The 18521-nt window shown below is 47.2% G+C and carries 10 protein-coding genes; 3 read left to right on the top strand and 7 right to left on the bottom strand.

The features are described 5' to 3' along the window. Positions 1-185 precede the first annotated feature (185 nt). The 3 genes from ACLFWI_RS10495 to ACLFWI_RS10505 form a co-directional block, all read right to left on the bottom strand. Positions 186-1184 carry a glycerophosphodiester phosphodiesterase gene (locus tag ACLFWI_RS10495; protein ID WP_446412902.1) on the bottom strand — a complete coding sequence of 333 codons (999 nt, stop codon included), beginning with the start codon at positions 1182-1184 and terminating at the stop codon, positions 186-188. A 153-nt stretch (positions 1185-1337) separates the two neighbouring features. Then, positions 1338-1997 carry an SDR family oxidoreductase gene (locus ACLFWI_RS10500; protein WP_446412903.1) on the bottom strand — a complete coding sequence of 220 codons (660 nt, stop codon included), beginning with the start codon at positions 1995-1997 and terminating at the stop codon, positions 1338-1340. Positions 1998-2166: 169 nt separating this feature from the next. Further along, the gene (locus tag ACLFWI_RS10505) at positions 2167-7935 is read right to left on the bottom strand and encodes a translocation/assembly module TamB domain-containing protein (RefSeq protein ID WP_446412904.1); all 5769 of its coding nucleotides are present in this window, start codon (positions 7933-7935) and stop codon (positions 2167-2169) included. A gap of 455 nt (positions 7936-8390) precedes the next feature. Between ACLFWI_RS10505 and ACLFWI_RS10510 the strand changes: the two genes are divergently transcribed. After that, entirely contained in the window at positions 8391-8621 is a 231-nt protein-coding gene (locus tag ACLFWI_RS10510) for a hypothetical protein (protein WP_446407269.1), read from the top strand. A gap of 244 nt (positions 8622-8865) precedes the next feature. Here the strand turns inward: ACLFWI_RS10510 and ACLFWI_RS10515 are convergent, their stop codons facing one another. Next, complete coding sequence (locus ACLFWI_RS10515) at positions 8866-9441, bottom strand: Uma2 family endonuclease (protein WP_446412910.1); 576 nt, start codon at positions 9439-9441, stop codon at positions 8866-8868. Positions 9442-9791: 350 nt separating this feature from the next. Here ACLFWI_RS10515 and ACLFWI_RS10520 point away from each other — a divergent pair, with 350 nt between their 5' ends. After that, positions 9792-14930, top strand: a complete 5139-nt coding sequence (locus tag ACLFWI_RS10520; RefSeq protein ID WP_446412905.1) for a WD40 domain-containing protein — start codon at positions 9792-9794, stop codon at positions 14928-14930. Between the two features lie 333 nt (positions 14931-15263). Further along, positions 15264-16349, top strand: a complete 1086-nt coding sequence (locus ACLFWI_RS10525; RefSeq protein WP_446412906.1) for a DUF3616 domain-containing protein — start codon at positions 15264-15266, stop codon at positions 16347-16349. 71 nt (positions 16350-16420) lie between these two features. Here ACLFWI_RS10525 and ACLFWI_RS10530 read toward each other — a convergent pair whose 3' ends face one another. The 3 genes from ACLFWI_RS10530 to ACLFWI_RS10540 form a co-directional block, all read right to left on the bottom strand. Next, positions 16421-16723, bottom strand: coding sequence for a DUF1830 domain-containing protein (locus tag ACLFWI_RS10530; protein WP_446412907.1), 303 nt, complete (start codon positions 16721-16723; stop codon positions 16421-16423). A 380-nt stretch (positions 16724-17103) separates the two neighbouring features. Beyond that, a complete protein-coding gene (locus ACLFWI_RS10535; RefSeq protein ID WP_446412908.1) occupies positions 17104-17493 on the bottom strand; it encodes a hypothetical protein in 390 nt (129 codons plus the stop codon). Between the two features lie 207 nt (positions 17494-17700). Beyond that, positions 17701-18378, bottom strand: a complete 678-nt coding sequence (locus ACLFWI_RS10540; RefSeq protein ID WP_446412909.1) for a response regulator transcription factor — start codon at positions 18376-18378, stop codon at positions 17701-17703. Between the last annotated feature and the right edge of the window lie 143 nt (positions 18379-18521).

The raw sequence follows: 18521 nt of genomic DNA on the forward strand, positions 1-18521 counted from the left end.
AGTCTCATCTGATCAGGTGTGCAGCCATCTCAAGAGAGTATTTCCCCAATCAGCCTTGAACCATAAATCGCTACAATCAAAGTCTAGTAAGCTTTTTAGCTATTTTTAGTTCATTTGTACTTTGATGATTGGGTTAAAGGATTTCAATGTACTGAGGACTTCGGCTTAAAAAAAATTAATTTTTCTTAATTTTTTTCTACCTGAAGCGCTGTGTCTGGGAAATCGCTGAAAAGTCCATCAATTCCCAGCCGATAGAATTGCTGGTACTCCAACTCAGGATTACCTTGATAGTCGGGGGCGAGAAAAACCTCTTCATTGCGGAATGTCCAGCCATGAACCTGCAAACCCTGAGCATGAGCGTCATCGAGTAACGAGGTGGGGGGTAATAAGTAACCCTCCGCCCCCGTGGGTACAATTAAACGTTTGTTAACTCCGATCGCATCAGCATAATCAGCAATTTCCCTTAACCCCTGAGGCGTTACCAGATCTCGATAGGTCCGATGGCTATTGTTACAGCGTTGAGGATCAGCGATAAAATCGTAGGGTTGACCGATGTCATTGACTAACTGTACCAAGGATACATCGGTGATTTGCTTCAGCGCTTTCAAGTTCGCTGTTTCAAAGGATTGGATGAACACAGGGGAGTTGCGATCGCCCAATCCGTACTGGTTGAGGATATTTACCAACGGTTCTTCCAACGAGAGTCCGATCGCGTTAAAGTAGGTGGGATGCTTGGTTTCTGGATAAATGCCAATCATGCGTCCAGTTGCAGCACTTTGGCGTTGAACTAGCTCAAGGATTTCCACCAGAGTAGGGATATCAAACAACCCATCGAATTCTGTCGAACGCAGGTGAGGTAATCGTTCTTTGACTCGTAGGGTTTTTAGTTCAGCCAGAGTAAAGTCCTCAGTAAACCAACCCGTGACAGTTTGCCCATCAATCATTTTAGTGGTTTGGCGATCGCGAAATTCTGGATGAGTCGCCACATCGGTAGTACCTGAAATTTCGTTCTCGTGACGCGCTACTAATACCCCATCCTGTGTCATCACCAAATCGGGTTCAATATAATCCGCCCCCATCTGAATCGCTAATTCATAAGCAGCGAGGGTATGTTCGGGACGATAGCCACTTGCGCCTCGGTGAGCAATCACCAAAGGACAGGAATTTTGGTCACGCGATCGCATCCTTATATATATAGCACTACGGGGATAGGTTAGGACATCAGTTGCTCCCAAGAGGAAACAGGGAACAGGGAACAGGGAACAGTAAAGAATGTCCTAACCTGCCAAGGTAGCTGCTATACGTCCTCAAATCAGCTCTAATGTCTGTCCTCTAGTTTACCATGGTAATACTTCCCCCTTCGCGTGCCAAAACGTACCAGAATTTTCCAAGTTGAGCTGATCAATGCGGGCTAAAAGTCCCTGAACAGCTTCCTGGGGAGGAATACCATTATGACCTGTCATATCTGTACTCACCATACCCGGATGGAGAATAGCCACGGCAATTTGACGGGGTTTTAAATCAATTGACAGAGACTTACCCGCCATGGAAACGGCGACTTTAGACATGCGGTAGCCGTAAGAATTACCCGAGGTGTTATCTTCAATAGAACCCATGCGGCTAGTCATGATGGCAATCTTAGCACCCGTACCCAAATTGGGGAGTAACGCTTGGGTTACCCGCAACGCGCCCAACGCATTAACCTCAAATTGCTGCCGGATAGCATCAAAGTCAAGCTGGGGGAGGGTATTTTTCCGCAAAATTCCGGCATTGTTAATCAATACATCGAGAGGAGTATTCTTTAAACGTGATGCTAAGTCAGCAACAGAGTCATCTGAGGTGATATCAATCCCTGTCTCCACCCGGATTCCCAAGCTTTCGAGGGCTTCAGACGTTTTTCGGCAAACTGCGATCGCCGTTTCTCCTCGTTCGTTTAGCTGTCGGCAAAACTCTAAGCCGATACCTCGGTTTGCACCTGTTATTAAATAAGTTGCCATAGTTATCTGTAAATTTAATTCCTACGCTATTGTGCCCGATACTGATAAAACTTGATTGATACCAAGTTGGGTTCTAACCTGTCATTTGGACTTTAGTCAGGGCGGGTTTAGTTCAGTTAGAGGTTTCCTTCTAAACGTTATCGGTAAAACCCGCCCCTACACCCTCGCGCTAAAATCGCCGCCGATATTCAATAATCGCCCGACTATCCCCGGAAAAATCAGTCCCCCCTCGCAATAACACATTATCATTCAGCCGATAACGCAGATTGTATTGGAACGGTTCCCCAGTCGTTAACTCCTTCAACACCGACACCGAGAAATTTTGGCTGATATCAATCCCCGCTTCAGCCGCAAATCCCAAACTCGAAGCCCGTTCTTCATCATCGGGAATAATCGTCGGAAACAGACGAAACTCACTCAACGGTAACGCATCCGCAATAAAATTACCCACCGGTCCCAAAACCGCTGAACCCGCCAAATTCGCTAACCCCAAAGTACTATCCCCTCGCCCTAAGGTATCCACAAACCCCCCACCCAACAGCGCCACAATTTCCGCTTCGCTGCGTGCCGGTGTACTCGTCAATTCCAACCGATCCTCCAGTTGAGACGCTGGTCCTTCCACCTGGGCGACAACCCGAACCGTTTGCACCGCGCCCAACTCAAAATCAGGCACATCAGCAATTTCCGCAGTCTGGGCGTTTGTCGGAAGTCGCCGTTGGGTCGCTTCTGCCACCGATGTGACTAAACGTACATCTAAAAAGGGATCAAGTCCTTGACTGGGAATAAATTCTGCCGTATTTGCATGCCCCCGCGCCAACCGGAATTGAGTGGTAAATAAATTCACCTGACCCCTGGTTAACCGAATCACACCATCGGGTCTCAAATCTTCTAAGGTTCCATTCAGTGTTAGAGTCCCTTGGGCAAGGAAATTCAAAATCGGTGCCTTTCTAATTTGAATATCTTCCACCAGGGTAATTTCTAAGTCATTAAACTCGAAAACAATACCCTCCTCCGTGTCACCCCCAGTTCCTACACCAATTCCCGCACCGCCATCTTGCTCAGGTAGTGGTACAGTACCATCAACTAAGTTAATTTCACCACCAATCGTGGGATTCAATGCTGTCCCAGTTAGCACCACCTGACTTTCTTGGATCTGACCTCGATATAGGGCTTTCAGGTTAATTGCCAGTTCCCCAATATTCACAGTTAGTGGATTTGGCTGAGGAATGGGTTGGGAGATGGGTAGGGTTCCGGCTGCGGTAATTTGACCGCCACCATAGTTCGCCGTCAAGCTATTCACATCAACCCGGTCAAAGTTGAACTCAATTTCGCCCGTCACATCAGTCAGCGGTTCAGGTAGGGCTTGCGAGACAATCGTCGCCCCTTCTACGATCGCAGTTCCCTGTGCCCTCACTCCTCTCGGACGACCTTCTTCTTGATCAAAGCTGCCTTGAATTTCTAGATTAACGCTTCCGGTTCCCCCTCTCCATGCCACTTGCTGGCGGGTGAGGATATTTAATAAAGCCAACCCCTCGTCTTCCACATTCACACTCAGGCGGAGTACCTCACTCTCTGGGGCGATCGCGTCTGGAACGGGTAATTGGTAAGGGATACTCCCCTGAACCACCAATTGAGGTTCACCCTCGTCTGTGGGTATACTTTCGGCTAAGAACCGCAACCGGGCATCACTGTAACTGAAACTCCCCTGCAAGGTTTCAATCGCTTCTTGATTCAGCGTCGCATCGGTTACCATGACTGACCCTCTGGCTTGGGGATTCGCTAAACTCCCCGAAAGGGTGGCTGTGGCGTCCAGACTCCCACTAATCGGACCGATCGCAGGCGGTAAATCCACCACGTCTCGGATTAGGGCGATGGGGAAATTTTCTAGGCGTAACTGACCCGATTGGGTCTCGCCACCGATAGTCCCGGAAAATGTGGCAAAACTCTCTCCCGATCGCAAGGTTACCGGAAGTAGAGTCAGTACCCCCTCTTGGAAGCTGCCTTGAAGCGTTGCCTGGTTAACCTGATAATCACCCCATTCCCAGTCTTGTCCCTCGATGTCAAATTTGGCATTAATTCCCGATGCCAACGAGCCACTAATTCGTACCGTACCACTAAATGTGCCATCTAACTCGTCTAAATCAGGCAGAATCTCCGCCTCTTCCTCCGCCTGTTGCTGCTGTCGCCGCAGGGTTTCAATTTCCGAGAGACGGCGCAGTTGAGTTTGCAGTTTGGCTTGGGACATTCCCACTTGGGCGATATCCAAGGGTGCGGTGGGGGTGGTGGGTGGTGTTGTGGTCAGGTCGATTAACTGTAAGCCTGCCACCAAGGTTTCCAGTTGTCCCTGTTCAATATCCAGCGTCCCTTGAAATCGAGGTCCCGTGGGCGTTTGGGTAATTCGACCCGATAGGCTATACAGATTTTCCCCTGGTGTCGCTTCCCCTGGCAAACGACTGCCAAAAATTGGACCGGTTAATTCCACTTGGTCTAACGCCACGTCAAAGGTATTCAAATTAATTGCCAGTTCCCCGGAAATATCACCCACCAAGGGTTGAGTCTGTAGGGCGACAGGAACCGGGGCGATATCTTTAATCAAGGCGATGGGAATTTTTTCTGTATTCACCCGTAGCACATTACCCTGGCGCGTCCCGGTGGCGATCGCATCCCCGCGACGAATGTCAAAGGAAACCGGAAGATAATCCGATCCCAGGGCTAATTCAATCTGATCGGTCTCACCTTGTAGATCGAGTTCCACACCCTCTCCCGGTATCACCCTCACTGGACCTGCGAGTTCCTCTGCAAACGTCAACCCACTGACGGCAAAGTCCTCCAGTTCTAAATTCCCCTGAACACGGGGATTTGTCACTGTCCCCGCAATTGTACCCGTAAAATCCGCCAATCCCGCCACATCCACATCCGCTGCGGCTGGGGGTAAATACGCCGATAGTTCGGCTAACTCTAAGTTATTTGCCGCCACATCTAAATTAAAATTCCCCACCGCCCCAATTCCCTGATCCAACTGGGCGGGATTCACCCCAATAAACCCACTAGCAGACAGTCCCTCGGCGGTTAACTGTTGTAGGTCTATCCCTTGACCTGTCCAGCGAAATGTGGTATATACAGGACGGTCAATCAGGGCAAATCCTTGACTAAATCGCAGTTGACCCGCCGCCCTTAGCGATCGCGCGATCGCTTCCGGGGTTAATGTCTCTAAACTGGTGGAGACATCCACATTGCCGCTAACGGTTCCCGATAACTGTTCCCCAAACCTTGCCAATTCAATCCCTTCCGGGTTTAACTGGGCTTGTAGCGTCCCATTATTTAACTGCACCCCCGTCGCCCTCACCGTACCCCCAGCCACGGCTAATCTGCCCTGACCTTGGGCTTGAATTTGATCCAGTGCCACCTTCTCAAGAGACCCCGACAGGTCAAAATTTCCCGCCAACACCCCAGCAAACTGCGGTGGTAATTCCGGCGCTAACCTCGCCAACTCCAGCCCCGCCGCATGTACATCTGCCTGCCAGCGTCCGGCGGCGAGATTAATATCCCTTGCCCGGACAACACCCCCTGCCAGGTTAATTAAAGCATTCCCATCTCCCCGAATCGTTTCCAGCGCCAACTGATCCAGATTCCCGGACAGATTCATGATTCCGGTTAAATTACCCGACAATTGCGACGGTAGCTGAGGCACAACCCCCACCAATCCCACACGATTCGCCGCTACTGTAGCTTGCCAACGACCGGCATTTACATCCAAATTCGACAATTGAACGGTTCCCCCACCCACATTCAGTTGTCCCTCACCGGAGACATTAATCGCTGATGGTGAAAACTCATCCAAAGACCCAGACGCCAAAAACGTACCACTAAAAGGCGACTCCAATTGAGGCGGTAATTGAGGTACAAATTCTGCCAACTGAATCCGATTCGCGTCTATTCTGGCTTGCCAACGCCCATTTTCTATGGTCACTTTGTTTACATTAATCTGTCCCCCAGCCGCTGTCAGCGCCACTTGACCAATCCCACTAATCCCGGAAACAGAAGGATCTGCCAGAGAACCAGAAAGGGCAAACGTGGCGTTAATCGGTTCTTGCAGGGCGTCCGGAATTTGCGGGGCTAACTCTCCCAACTGCACCCTATTGGCATCAACCTTAGCCCGCCAGCGCCCTTGAGAGAGTTGAATATTCTCTACGCCAATGATTCCCCCCGCTAGATTTAGACGTCCCCTACCCTGGGCGCGAATCTGGGATAGGGCAAACTGATCCAAAGGGGTTGATAGGGTAAACTGACCCGCTACCGTCCCCTGAAATTGCGATGGTACATCCGCGAGTTGGGATAGTTCCACCCCTTGGGCTTGGACTAAGGCGGTGAGACGATTATCCAGAACTTGCCAATTCGTCGCCGTGACTGTACCTCCAGCCGCTTGCACCGTCGCCTTTCCCGTGGCGCGGATGTTTTGGGGATTATCCAACGGACCGAAAATTTTGGCGGTTCCGGAGAGATCACCGACGGGAATCGGTAGGGTGGTGTTGTAGGTTTTTGCCAGTGCCGTAGTTGGCACGTTATTGGCTTGCAGGGTAAATTGTAATCCTCCCTTTTCCCCCAGTTCAATGACACCTTCTCCAGTAATTTTGCCGCCGATTCTGGGTTGGGCTTGCAGGTTGCGAACGGCAAGGCGGGCGGGATCTTGCGGTTGGGCGGGTGTGGTGAGGGTAAAATCGGTACTGATCGTGCTGAAGGTGACGCGATCAATCTGAGTCGGTTTCGTGGTGACGGCTTCTCCCTTAACCACAGGTTGGGTCAAAGATCCCGTTACTAGCAGGGCGGCTTTGACTTCTCCGGACAGGGGAACGGGTGTGTCTTCTAGATTAAAGGTTTGCAAAACAGGCTTGATTTGTACCGCTTGGGTTTGGGCGGTGAGATTAAATCCTGTCTCTAGATCAACGCTACCATTAGCCGTGGCGGGAATTTGCCCGAATTGGGTGGTTACATCTTCTAAGCGAATGGTTGTTTCTTTGAAGCGTAATCGCCCATTGGTATTGGCAAAGGGTTGGGGGAGTTGGGGAACTTGGGCGGTTACGTTGTTCAGGGTGGCGTTTCCCAGAAACTGGAAGGGTTGATCTGGTTTAATCGTGATTTCTAAGTCCCCTCCAACGTTACCCGCATTCACGTCTAGGGGTAGGGGAATTAGGCGATCCAGGGTGCTAGCATTGACATTTTGCCCATCAACTTGTATGTGGGTGGCGCTAGTGGGGAAGAGGTGTTCGCCCTGTAGGTTAAAGGTTCCGCCACTAGCGATTTTACCTTGGACATCGAAGCGAATGATGTCATTGTTTTGTAAGAATTGACTACTCCCCTGGGGAATTGCGATCGCGACGGGGGATTGCAGGTTGCCTTCCGTGGATCGAGGCACAAGCTGTACATCAGCATTCCGCACCCCTAACTGTTGCAAATCTACCTCAATTGGACCTGGTTCTCCTTCTTTAAGTTCCAAGGGCATCCATGAGCCATCGACGGCTTGTTCGATATAGACATCAGGTTCAATTAGGGTAACCTTTAATTCTAACCGACGGTCGAATATAAGGGGAAGTAAATCATACTGAACCTCCACCGCTTCAATCGAGGCGCGATCGGGTTCAGTATCTGTAGGGGGTAAGGCGGCGCTATCAAAGCGCAACCCAGTCAGAGAAAAGCGTTCAACCTCTCCAATTTCCACGGGGCGTTGCAGGAGTTGGGTGAGGTTTCTCGCCACCAAGGGTGCCAACATCTGTTGAATAAAATACCACGCAAAAGTCATCCCCCCAGTAATTCCCACCAGCAGGATGATACTGATCCCAATTAACCAACGCCGACGTCGCGATCGCCTGGGAGGTGGAGATTCCGGTTGTTCATTGGAATTGGATTCCGGTTCGTTACTGGGAGGGGGTACATTGGTCATAGTCCTTAATTCACGCCGGGAAAGAGGAGGCGGTTAGGTTGCTGGGTGAGTGCGATCGCTCGTGCTAATTTCAGTCAGGGAAGGCTTAGTTTTTTACTATAGACGGATACTAGAATACGCCAATTCCCCCCATAGGGGTAGATGACTAAGTGCAGTCAAGGGAAGATGGGGAAGATGGGGAAGCTGGGGAAGCAATGTAGAGACGTAACAGGCTACGTCTGGAAGATGGGGGAGATGTTAGTTGTTAGCGTTATTTCTGCCTTACGTCAGTTCTGCTGTCTTGTCATCAAAACCTGAGAATGTCAGGATTTGTAAATTTATTCCTCCAGAAATAGACGAGCATTACCGCAAAAAAGTATCATTAGATACAGAAATAGCATCTACCTGAGAGTTTTGACTCAGATCAGTGCAGTGGATCGGTGGGTAGGTTGCGGTAATCACATTGATATAGTCTTATGGATGTCGAGACAGCGATCGATTGGGATGAAGCCTTTGAATATCTACCCGGTTCTCTGGTGGAATTGAAGCACCAACCAGGAACCACACATTGTATTGACTTTTATGAACCCATGATGGTTCCCCCGATCTGGTTAGTGGATGATCCACGTCCCCGCTATCCCCACGAGTTAAGGATCGTATCACGCCTGAATGAGCGGGTTTGTTCATTAGAAACTCAAGCCGTTTAAGCGCAGAAGGCTCGTTTGATCTGACAATCAAACTGAGACGCAGAAAAAACAAAATGACTTGTAGGGGCGGGTTTTACCGTTATCTGTGGCGACAAACCCCTTAATTCAATAAACCCGCCCTGCTCCCAACCATTAATGTTTATAATCCAGTTGGTGTAGGCTCTAGGTAAGTGGATCGAGTTCCGTGAATTCTCTTCGCCTAGGCTTATTGAGGGCTAAAGCCCTTACTACAAACTAATAATTTTCACCAAAGAGAACGTAAATCCAGGGTAAATCCTGGTAACACCTCTTCTCCAGAAAGAGTATCTGGAGCCTCTAAAATTTCAACAGCTTGCTGGGGACGATAAATTTCTACTCGCCTCTGTTCCGGCGCAATTAACCAGCCCAAACGGACGCCATTTTCCCTATATTCCTTCATTTTATCCTGCGTCGATTTTAAAGTATCTGAAGGAGACATCAGTTCCACCACAAAATCGGGGCAAATTGGTGGGAACTTTGTTCGTTGTTCTGGAGACAAAGCATCCCACCGTTCCTGTCTAACCCAAGCCAAATCAGGAGAACGATTAGCACCATTAGGAAGTTTAAAGCAGGTGGAGGAGTCAAAGCCAACCCCTAATCGAGTTTGGCGATTCCATATCCCGAAATCAATGACAAGTTCAAAGTTTTGATTCCCGGTTTCTCCGCCAGTGGGGGGCATAATAATTAATTCTCCTTGGGAATTGCGTTCAAATTTCAGATCAGGATTAGCCCGACATAATTGATAAAATTGGTCATCGTTAAACTGAATAACTGGGTTAAAATCTATCGTATAAGCCGTCATTTTCGTTTTACCTGTTAACTGTTTGGTCAAATTAATAATCGGTAGGGGCGACTCGCTTGCATTAATTAATAATACCCGCCCATTCAATTTACTCAGGTCGCCCATCGCATATTTGCCTATATTTTAAATGGGTTGGGTTATAGTCGCCAAAGGAACCTTGATCGCACCTCTACCCTCAATACATCTAACGCCAAGATATCCCCTATTCGGATAACCCACCGAAGCAAACGTTGTTCTTTCCGGTCGTGATGTATCACACTAAAAGAAGAAAGTCAAGTTCACTGCTGTTTTACCCTGTCGTCCAGTTGCCATCAATCCCACGCGGGACGAACCAGGAACAACGTTTCCCAATGATTGAAACTAAACAACCCGAAGACGTTACCAACTATAACCAGAGTTCATTGAACGCCCTTGATCGCGCGATCGCCTTTTCTCAAGGTGAGTTCTCCCTTGTCTTAGTGCGCTGTAATTACAAGCGTTTGCAAAAGCGTATATTACACCAACTGCACGAACGCGCTCAAGGTCGATATCAAATTCAGGAATTAGTTCTCCCCGAATCCGTCACCACCCTTTACACCACGATTCAGAATTATGTGGACAGGAATCAGCCTGTAGAGACGCGCCATGGCGCGTCTGGCAATAAGGTTGAAACCCATCCCTACCTTCCTCAACTCAATCCCCCTTCCAATACTGCAAGAGATAGAGAAGCTGGGGGAGCAGGGAAAGCAGGGGAAGTAGGGGAAGTAGGGAGAGAAGAAATTAAAATTAGAGCTGATTCGAGCTGTATTGATCCCCCTCCCGCTTTAATTATCCTGGGACTTGAATCCGTGGAAGCGTTGGAGGATTTACTCACCTCCACCAACCAAGTGCGGGATGAATTTCGCAAACGCTTACCCTTCCCCCTAGTCTTATGGGTGAATGACGAAGTATTGCACAAACTCGTCCGTTCTGCCCCTGATTTTAGCAGTTGGGCGGCGACTCCAATTAAGTTTGAAATTGCTACCGATGAACTCCTCGATTTGCTGCAACAAAAAGCAGACTCTCTATTTAAAACTGTACTAAAAGGAACTCCGGGACGATATGCGCCGTGGCGTATCTGTACCCACCATGCCAATCTCAATTTAGCCACAGGATGTCGTTCCCGCGCCGAACTTGACTGCGCCCTCCATGACTTAGAACAGCGCCAAGAAACGATTACCCCGGAACTAGAAGCGAGTCTGCAATTTGTTTTAGGGCAATATGATTATGCCAATGATTATATCGATGCCGCCGTTATCCGTTATCAAAAAAGCCTTTGGTATTGGCGCGTTACCAATAACTTAGAACGTCAAGGCGTTCTCCTATTTCATTTAGGCTTATGTTATTGCCGGAATGCAGACTTGCATCGGGCGCAACGACACCGCAACTGGGAAGAAGCTTGGCCCTATCTCCAGCAAGCGGTTGAGGCGTTTGAACGGGCGGAACGTCCGGATTTGGTAGCGCAGTTTATTACCCAACAGGCGGAAGTGTTGCAACATTTGGAAGGCTGGGACTCCCTGCAACACGTCGCCCAACGGTGCTTACGAGTCCATCAACACTATGGTTCCCCCGTCCAACTGGCGCAAGATTACGGCTTTTTAGCCGAAGTCGCCCTCGTGAAACGGCGGTGGAATGATGCCAATCACTGGGCGCGGCAAGCCCTCTCCCGGTTAGAATCTGTCCGAGATCAACTTCAAGACTACCAAGGCTTACATCCCTATCTACTGACTCAACTCTATCAACTCATCGTTGTCAAATCCTATTATCAGTTGCGTCAATCAGCGGAAGCCACCCAGCACCTGAACCGGGCGAGTCAAGACTTAACGGATGCGATTGCCAAAAGTGATTATCGCTACGAACCCCAACGTTACTTATATCTCCTGGAAAGCTTACGGCGGCTGTACTTTGAGCAACACCGTTACTTAGAAGCCTTTGAGATTAAGCAAGAACAAGGGGCAGTCGAACAACTCTATGGATTTCGTGCCTTTATTGGTGCGGCTCGTCTCCAGCCTCGACGAGCCGTATCTAATCCTACCTTAACCCCGGTCGAACAGCAAGAAATTGTGGCACAAGAAATAGCTACATCCGGGCGTCAACAGGATGTGCAGCGTTTAATTGAACGGTTAAGCCGTGCGGATTGCCAATTAACAGTGATTCATGGACCTTCTGGTGTCGGCAAGAGTTCCATCGTTTCCGCTGGCTTAGTCCCTGCCCTCAAGCATAGAGCATTAGGCGATCGCTTAGTGTTACCTGTGGTACTGCAAGTGTATACCGATTGGATTAAGGAACTGAATAAAGGCGTCAGAACCGCCCTGTTTGGGTTAACCTCGCCTAAATCTGAGCCGTATACCCCCTCAGAATCCCTAGGTGACGACAGTTCTGATCAAGCCATTCTCAATCAAATGCTGGCACTGTTACGAGATAACGCGGATCGCAATATCTTAACCGTGTTAATCTTTGACCAATTTGAGGAGTTTTTCCTGGGACATGCCTCTGCCCAGCAAACGCGCTTATTTTATCAGTTTTTCCAGACTTGTTTAGATCTCTCCTTTGTCAAAGTTATTATTTCCATTCGCGAAGACTTCTTACATTATTTATTAGACTTCGAGAAACTGAATCTAGAGGCAATTGACAATAACATATTAGATCGCAAAAATCGCTACCCGTTAGGTAACTTTTCCCGTCCCGATGCCCGGGCGGTGATCCAAAGCCTCACCGAACGCGCCCATTTTTACCTAGAACCCGCATTAATTGATGCCTTAGTTCAAGATTTAGGTCGAGAACTAGGAGAAGTTCGTCCGATTGAATTGCAAGTGGTGGGGGCGCAGCTACAAGCTGAAAATATCACCACGCTGGGGCAATACCGACAACGAGGTCCCGTGGAAAAGCTGGCGGAACGTTTCCTAGAAAAAGCCCTAAAAGACTGCGGTGCAGAAAATGAACAGGCGGCTTGGCTGGTGTTGCAACTTCTCACCGATGAGAATAATAATCGTCCCTTAAAAACTCGTGCAGAATTAGTGATTGAGTCGGACATTGACGCCCAGCCTCTGGATTTAATCTTAGAAATATTAGAGAAATCAGGCTTAGTCTTCCTGTTACCCGAAATTCCCACCCATCGTTATCAACTGGTTCACGATTACCTAGTTGAATTTATTCGCCAGAATGAACAAAATAGTCTGCGAAAAGAACTCGAAGAACTGCGGCAAAAAGATAAAGAGAGTCAAAATAAGATCCAACAACTGATTCAGGAAAAAAGTCTGCGATCTAAATTATCAGCGGCGACAAAAAAACATGCGGCTGCGGTGAAAAAACAACAGCAAGCCGAGGGGAAATTGAATCAAGTTCTACGACGCCGTTTGCAAGAAGCCCGGATTGCGGGTGTGACGTTAGCTACCCTGGCGGTGATTGCCGTCGGACTGGTATTTCGGGCAGTATTCAGTGAAACTAATGCCCGATTAATTGCCCTGAATGCTTCAGCCGAAGCCTTGGTTGCTTCCAACCGTAAATTTGACGCCTTGCTGAAAAGTTTATCCGCCGCTAAAGAATTAAAACAAGCCTTGGGGGTGACACAGGAAACCCGAATGCGGGTGATTTCCACATTGCAACAGGTGGTGTATGGGGTGAAAGAACGCAACCGTTTAACGGGACATAATGATTGGGTGAGTAGCGTTAGTTTTAGTCCCAATGGTGAGTTAATTGCTTCGGCGTCTAAAGATAAAACGATTAAACTGTGGAGTCAGCAGGGGGAATTGTTGAACGAAGTAGGGAGACATGAAGAAGGGGTGTATGCGGTGCGCTTCAGTCCTCAGGGTGAGATATTAGCGTCTGCCAGTGAGGATAATACCATTAAACTCTGGAGTCGCGAGGGTAGATTATTAAAAACCTTAACTGGACATCGCGATCGCGTCCACAGTATCAGCTTTAGTCCCGATGGTCAACGGATTGTCTCGGCGAGTGAGGATAATACGGTTAAACTCTGGCGTATTGACGACGGAAAGCTGTTGAAAACCCTATCAGGTCATAATCATTGGGTGTTAGATGTAAGTTTTTCTCCCAATGGTCAGTTGATTGCTTCAGCCAGTCGTGATCAAACGATTAAACTTTGGCAATCTGATGGTACATTACTTAAAACCTTAACTGCCCACAATCAACCAGTACTCGACATCAGTTTTAGTCCCAATGGACAATATCTCGTCTCTGCCAGTGCAGATAAAACCGTCAAACTGTGGCGAACTAATGGCACATTAATCAACACCATATCTGGACATCAAGATGCTGTAATTGCCGTTACTTACAGTCCAGATGGTCAGATGATTGCCTCTGGAAGTGACGATAACACAATTAAACTCTGGCGTCCCGATGGCAGATTAATTGACACATTACAGGGACATGGTAAAGCAGTTTTGGGATTAGGATTCAGTCCCGATGGCAAAATCTTGGCATCTGCTAGTGCTGATAACACCATCAAACTCTGGCAAGTGGAGGGGCGAATGTTGCAACCTATTCCCGGACATAGCCAACCCATCAGTAGTGTCAGTTTTTCCGCCCATGGTCAGAGAATTGCTACCGCTAGCTGGGATAATACGGTGAAACTTTGGACTCGTCAGGGTAAATTGTTAAAAACCATTGCGGCACATCGAAAGTCGGTCAATAGTGTCAGTTTTTCAGACAACGGTAAGACTTTAGCCACAGGCAGTGATGATACCACCATTAAACTCTGGAATCAAGATGGAACATTGCAGAAAACCTTGTCAGGACATAAGGATGGGGTAACCAGTGTCAATTTTAGTCCTGATGGTCAGCAACTTGTATCAAGTAGCGCGGATCAAACGGTAAAACTGTGGCAAATTGATGGCAGATTGAATAAAACCTTAATCGGTCATCAGGGGATAGTATGGGGGGTTAGTTTTAGTCCTGATGGGTCTTTAATTGCATCAGCCTCTGACGATAAAACGGTGAAACTTTGGAGTCGTAACGGCAGGTTGATCAAAACATTGAGAGGACATCGGAATGCTGTGAATTGGGTAACGTTTAGTCCCGATGGCAACTTTATTGCCTCAGCCAGCAATGATAGAACGGTGAACCTTTGGAATCGAGAGGGAAAATTAGTGCGTCCATTGAAGGGACATAATGGATCAGTGAATTGGGTAACTTTTAGTCCCGATGGCAACTTTATTGCCTCAGGAAGTGATGACAAAACTGTTAATCTTTGGAGTCGGCAAACAGGTCATTTAATTAACTCCTTTGTCGGTCATCAGGATGCTGTGTTTGGCGTCAGTTTCAGTCCTGATGGTGAGATTTTAGCATCAGCGTCTCAAGACACGACGGTTATTTTGTGGAATTTAGATTTAGCGGATTTAGTCGAACGCAGTTGTTATTGGTTGGAGGATTATTTACAACATAATCCCGAATCACCAACGATTAATGATGCCAATCCCCAGGATTTTCAGACATTGTGTTCAGAGAGATAGGGAATTTCAGCTTAAAAATTGAGATGGATTGCCGTTGTCATAGATTTAGACTCAACTTGAGTACCTGTATGACTATTATCCCTGCTTATCCGTATCAAACCACCAACGCCCCATAAAATTTTAGGATTGGAGCGGCGATGTAGTAAAATAAAGCCTGTAGAGGCGTTCTTGGTAATGTCTCTACATTCCTTGATGTCCTAATCTCCAAGTAAGCGGTTCGGCATTTAAACCATAATGTCAAGAATTGCTCTCATCCTTGTAGTGCGAGCATCTTGCTCGCTACATTGAGCATCTTGCTCGCTACCCATTCCCAATTTAAATGCGTGACAGCTTATGTCTAATCCATTTTTACTCAGCCGCATCCTTTTACAGTTTAATTCGTCAGACGAAGACCTGATTAACGAACTATCAGCCGCTACATTTACACCGGATGGTAGTTTGTGGCTGGGTTCTGATGAAGGGATAAATGTGGAACGCCTCTCGCTGATCGAACCTTGCGTTTTTGGTAATCACCAATCCTATTGTTTAGCCGATTTCATTGAACTGTTTAATCAAGATGATGAAATTGATATTGAAGGAATTGATTATGCCGATAATTATCTTTGGGTAACCGGATCTCACAGCACCAAACGCGGCAAACCTAAGGGGAAAAACGTAGAAAAAGACATCCAACGCCTTGCCACGATTAAAACCGATGTGAATCGATATTTACTTACTCGTATTCCCATCGTGAATGGCGAATTATTAAAGGTATCTTCTCTCCCGGATAATCCAGAGGAAAAATTGACCGCCGCCTGTCTGCAAAAAACAGAGGCGAGTAATATTCTCATGGATGCCTTAATCAATGATAGTCACTTAGGTCCCTTTGTTACCCATCCCTTACCCAGTAAGGATAATGGCTTAGATATCGAAGGATTGGCGGTGCGAGGCGATCGCGTGTTTTTGGGCTGTCGGGGTCCGGTGCTCCGGGGTTGGGCAGTTATTATCGAAATCAAAGTGGCTGAATCTGCACCCGGTATCTTAACCCTACAGGACATTGGCGACCACGGGAAACGCTATCTCAAGCACTTTATCGATCTCAATGGTTTAGGCGTGCGGGAACTCTGTTGGCGAGGAGACGATTTGCTGATTCTAGCTGGACCAACAATGGACTTAGAAGGTGCGATCAGTGTATTCCGCCTCACGTCTATTTTAGACCATTCAGCCGATAGCATCACCGGGCAAGCCAAAGGAGAGTTAGAACCCCTATTTGACTTACCCTTTATTCCAGGATGCGATCGCGCCGAAGGTTTAGCCTTGTTTCCCTGCTTAGGAGAATCGGATGGGCTGTTAATTGTTTATGATTCCCCTAATCCCATTCGCCAAATTGAACCTAGTGCGATTTACGGAGACGTTTTTAGTGGAAACATTTTCGGCTAAATAAGTTAAGATGCTCTAGATTTAGGATAGTTTAGGTAAGATCTAGTTATAGAGTGGGCATGTTCTGGCAGTTAAGCAATTTTATGCCATAGGGTTTCCTGAACTTGACTCATCTCTTCCCGGACTTTTAGGTAACGACAGGGAATACTATCGATTACACCCATTGCGGTTTCTCCATTGCCATAAAGTTCGAGTTGAGCTTGGGGAGGGGCTTCAAAGAATAAACGTTCCTGGGGGAAGATAATTCGTTCAAATCCCCAATTTGAAATATTAGTAATCCGAGCAATTAAGATTTTGCCCGTTCCATTGATATAGTAACAAAGCATGAGATTACTACTGCCATTGAGCCGAGAGTATAATAGTTGAGTCATCATCAATAACCTCAGTAACGTTATCAGTTGGTCACAATTCTTACTCAGAAGAAGGATAAAGGATTAACAAAACACTTTATCCCCAAGTTTGACTAAAGAAGACTAGCGCAGCGCGGTTGAATTATGATGTCCGGCAAATTCCCCATAATAAAAACGCCTAAAACTCTTACTGGTACAGCATTGATATTATGGGCAATTAACAGGACTTGATATCAAATACCCACCAATTAACACTAGACAAAAAAGCAGATACCAAAAACACTAGAACCTTCTGCTTTCTGCCTCCTGCCTTATTGTACTCACTGAATATGAATCAGAGACTGAATCAGCTAAGACCCATTTAATCACCTATTTCCTTTGTCCAAAATGCCCAACAGCTTATCTTATGAAAAGGCTGGGGCAAAAAGATGGGTATAGTTCCAAGGCAAGGTATAGAATTGAGTGTTGGGCAGGGACGCGGGAGGATGCCAATCTGATTGAGTATGTAGAATATACTCTATTCCCCAATGAGCATAAATTTCCACCCGCAAACGCAGTTCTAAAGAATGGTAAGGGATTTTCGTTGGCACAGAACCGTTCGCCGTTGTGTTTACCTGAGTATAGGTTTCCGGAATAGCCGCCATCACGTAGTCAACCAGTCGTTGACGTACATCGGGCTGGGCAAACAGTTCGTTATAGGGTTGATCATCATAAACTGCCAGGGCATTGTCAATTTCTTCATTCACTAATTGCAGTCCCAAGTCTACAACCGCTTTAGACAGTGATTTAGACATTGTTCATTTCCTCAACTTGATGGATTACCTGCTGAGATCAGAATGGATCTATCGTCTACGGAAACACTGAATTTAAAGGACATCGAGTTAAAAAGGGGAATACTCCTGTGGGTCATGACTCGATGACCACTACTGACTCTACAGGTTAAACGTAAAAAAATTGGGGAATGACACTCAAGGTAACTTAGTGCTTTCTTAAAGAAAAGATTAAGAAAATGGTTTCAACCGATAACCAACGCTATGAACCGTCTCAATCAAATCATCGGGAGCTCCCACCGCTTTGAGTTTGTGACGTAAGCTCTTAATGTGGGCTTTAACGGTATCTTCAAAAGGGGTTGCCTCTGATGTCCACAAATGCTCAATGATGAACTCACGGTTGATGATACGCTGACTATTTCGCAAAAACAACTCTAGGCAGGAATACTCCTTCGGGGTTAAATGTACAGGCTGTTGATTATAGGTTACTTGATGACGACTTGGATCAAGCTGTAATCGCTCCCACTCTAGCACTGGCGGTACTGAACATCCTCCCCGTCGCAACAGCGCTCGAATGCGAGCTAATAGTTCTGGCAAATCCACTGGTTTGACCACATAGTCATCAGCGCCTGCATCTAAACTGTTCACCTTATCCGTGCTGGTGTCAAGGGCTGTGAGCATTATGATCGAGCCGTGATAGCCGCTAGAACGCAGACGCCGACACAAACTGATACCATCTAACTTAGGGAGCATGACATCTAGCAAAATTAAGTCATAATAGAGGCTTGTAATTTGTCGCCAGCCGACTTCCCCATCATTGACAACATCAACATCATAATTTTTATCGACAAGCGCTTCTGTGAGGGCTTCTGCAAGCGCGATATCGTCTTCCACCAACAAGATTTTCATAGCCAATTGATTGAATAAATCGGTAAGCCAACTTAATTAGATATAGCAGATGCGCTATACCTTAACTCCCACTTTACCAACCTTAACATTGCCTCTACTCATCCTCTAGAGCATCGATCCACTGATCACAGTTAAGTAATCGG

This window comes from Coleofasciculus sp. (assembly GCF_046539235.1).
Lineage (GTDB): Bacteria > Cyanobacteriota > Cyanobacteriia > Cyanobacteriales > Coleofasciculaceae > Coleofasciculus.

Coding starts and splice junctions, on each gene's coding strand:
- ACLFWI_RS10495 (WP_446412902.1), bottom strand. CDS start 1,184: ATGCGATCGCGTGACCAAAATTCCTGTCCTTTGGTGATTGCTCACCGA.
- ACLFWI_RS10500 (WP_446412903.1), bottom strand. CDS start 1,997: ATGGCAACTTATTTAATAACAGGTGCAAACCGAGGTATCGGCTTAGAG.
- ACLFWI_RS10505 (WP_446412904.1), bottom strand. CDS start 7,935: ATGACCAATGTACCCCCTCCCAGTAACGAACCGGAATCCAATTCCAAT.
- ACLFWI_RS10510 (WP_446407269.1), top strand. CDS start 8,391: ATGGATGTCGAGACAGCGATCGATTGGGATGAAGCCTTTGAATATCTA.
- ACLFWI_RS10515 (WP_446412910.1), bottom strand. CDS start 9,441: ATGACGGCTTATACGATAGATTTTAACCCAGTTATTCAGTTTAACGAT.
- ACLFWI_RS10520 (WP_446412905.1), top strand. CDS start 9,792: ATGATTGAAACTAAACAACCCGAAGACGTTACCAACTATAACCAGAGT.
- ACLFWI_RS10525 (WP_446412906.1), top strand. CDS start 15,264: ATGTCTAATCCATTTTTACTCAGCCGCATCCTTTTACAGTTTAATTCG.
- ACLFWI_RS10530 (WP_446412907.1), bottom strand. CDS start 16,723: ATGATGACTCAACTATTATACTCTCGGCTCAATGGCAGTAGTAATCTC.
- ACLFWI_RS10535 (WP_446412908.1), bottom strand. CDS start 17,493: ATGTCTAAATCACTGTCTAAAGCGGTTGTAGACTTGGGACTGCAATTA.
- ACLFWI_RS10540 (WP_446412909.1), bottom strand. CDS start 18,378: ATGAAAATCTTGTTGGTGGAAGACGATATCGCGCTTGCAGAAGCCCTC.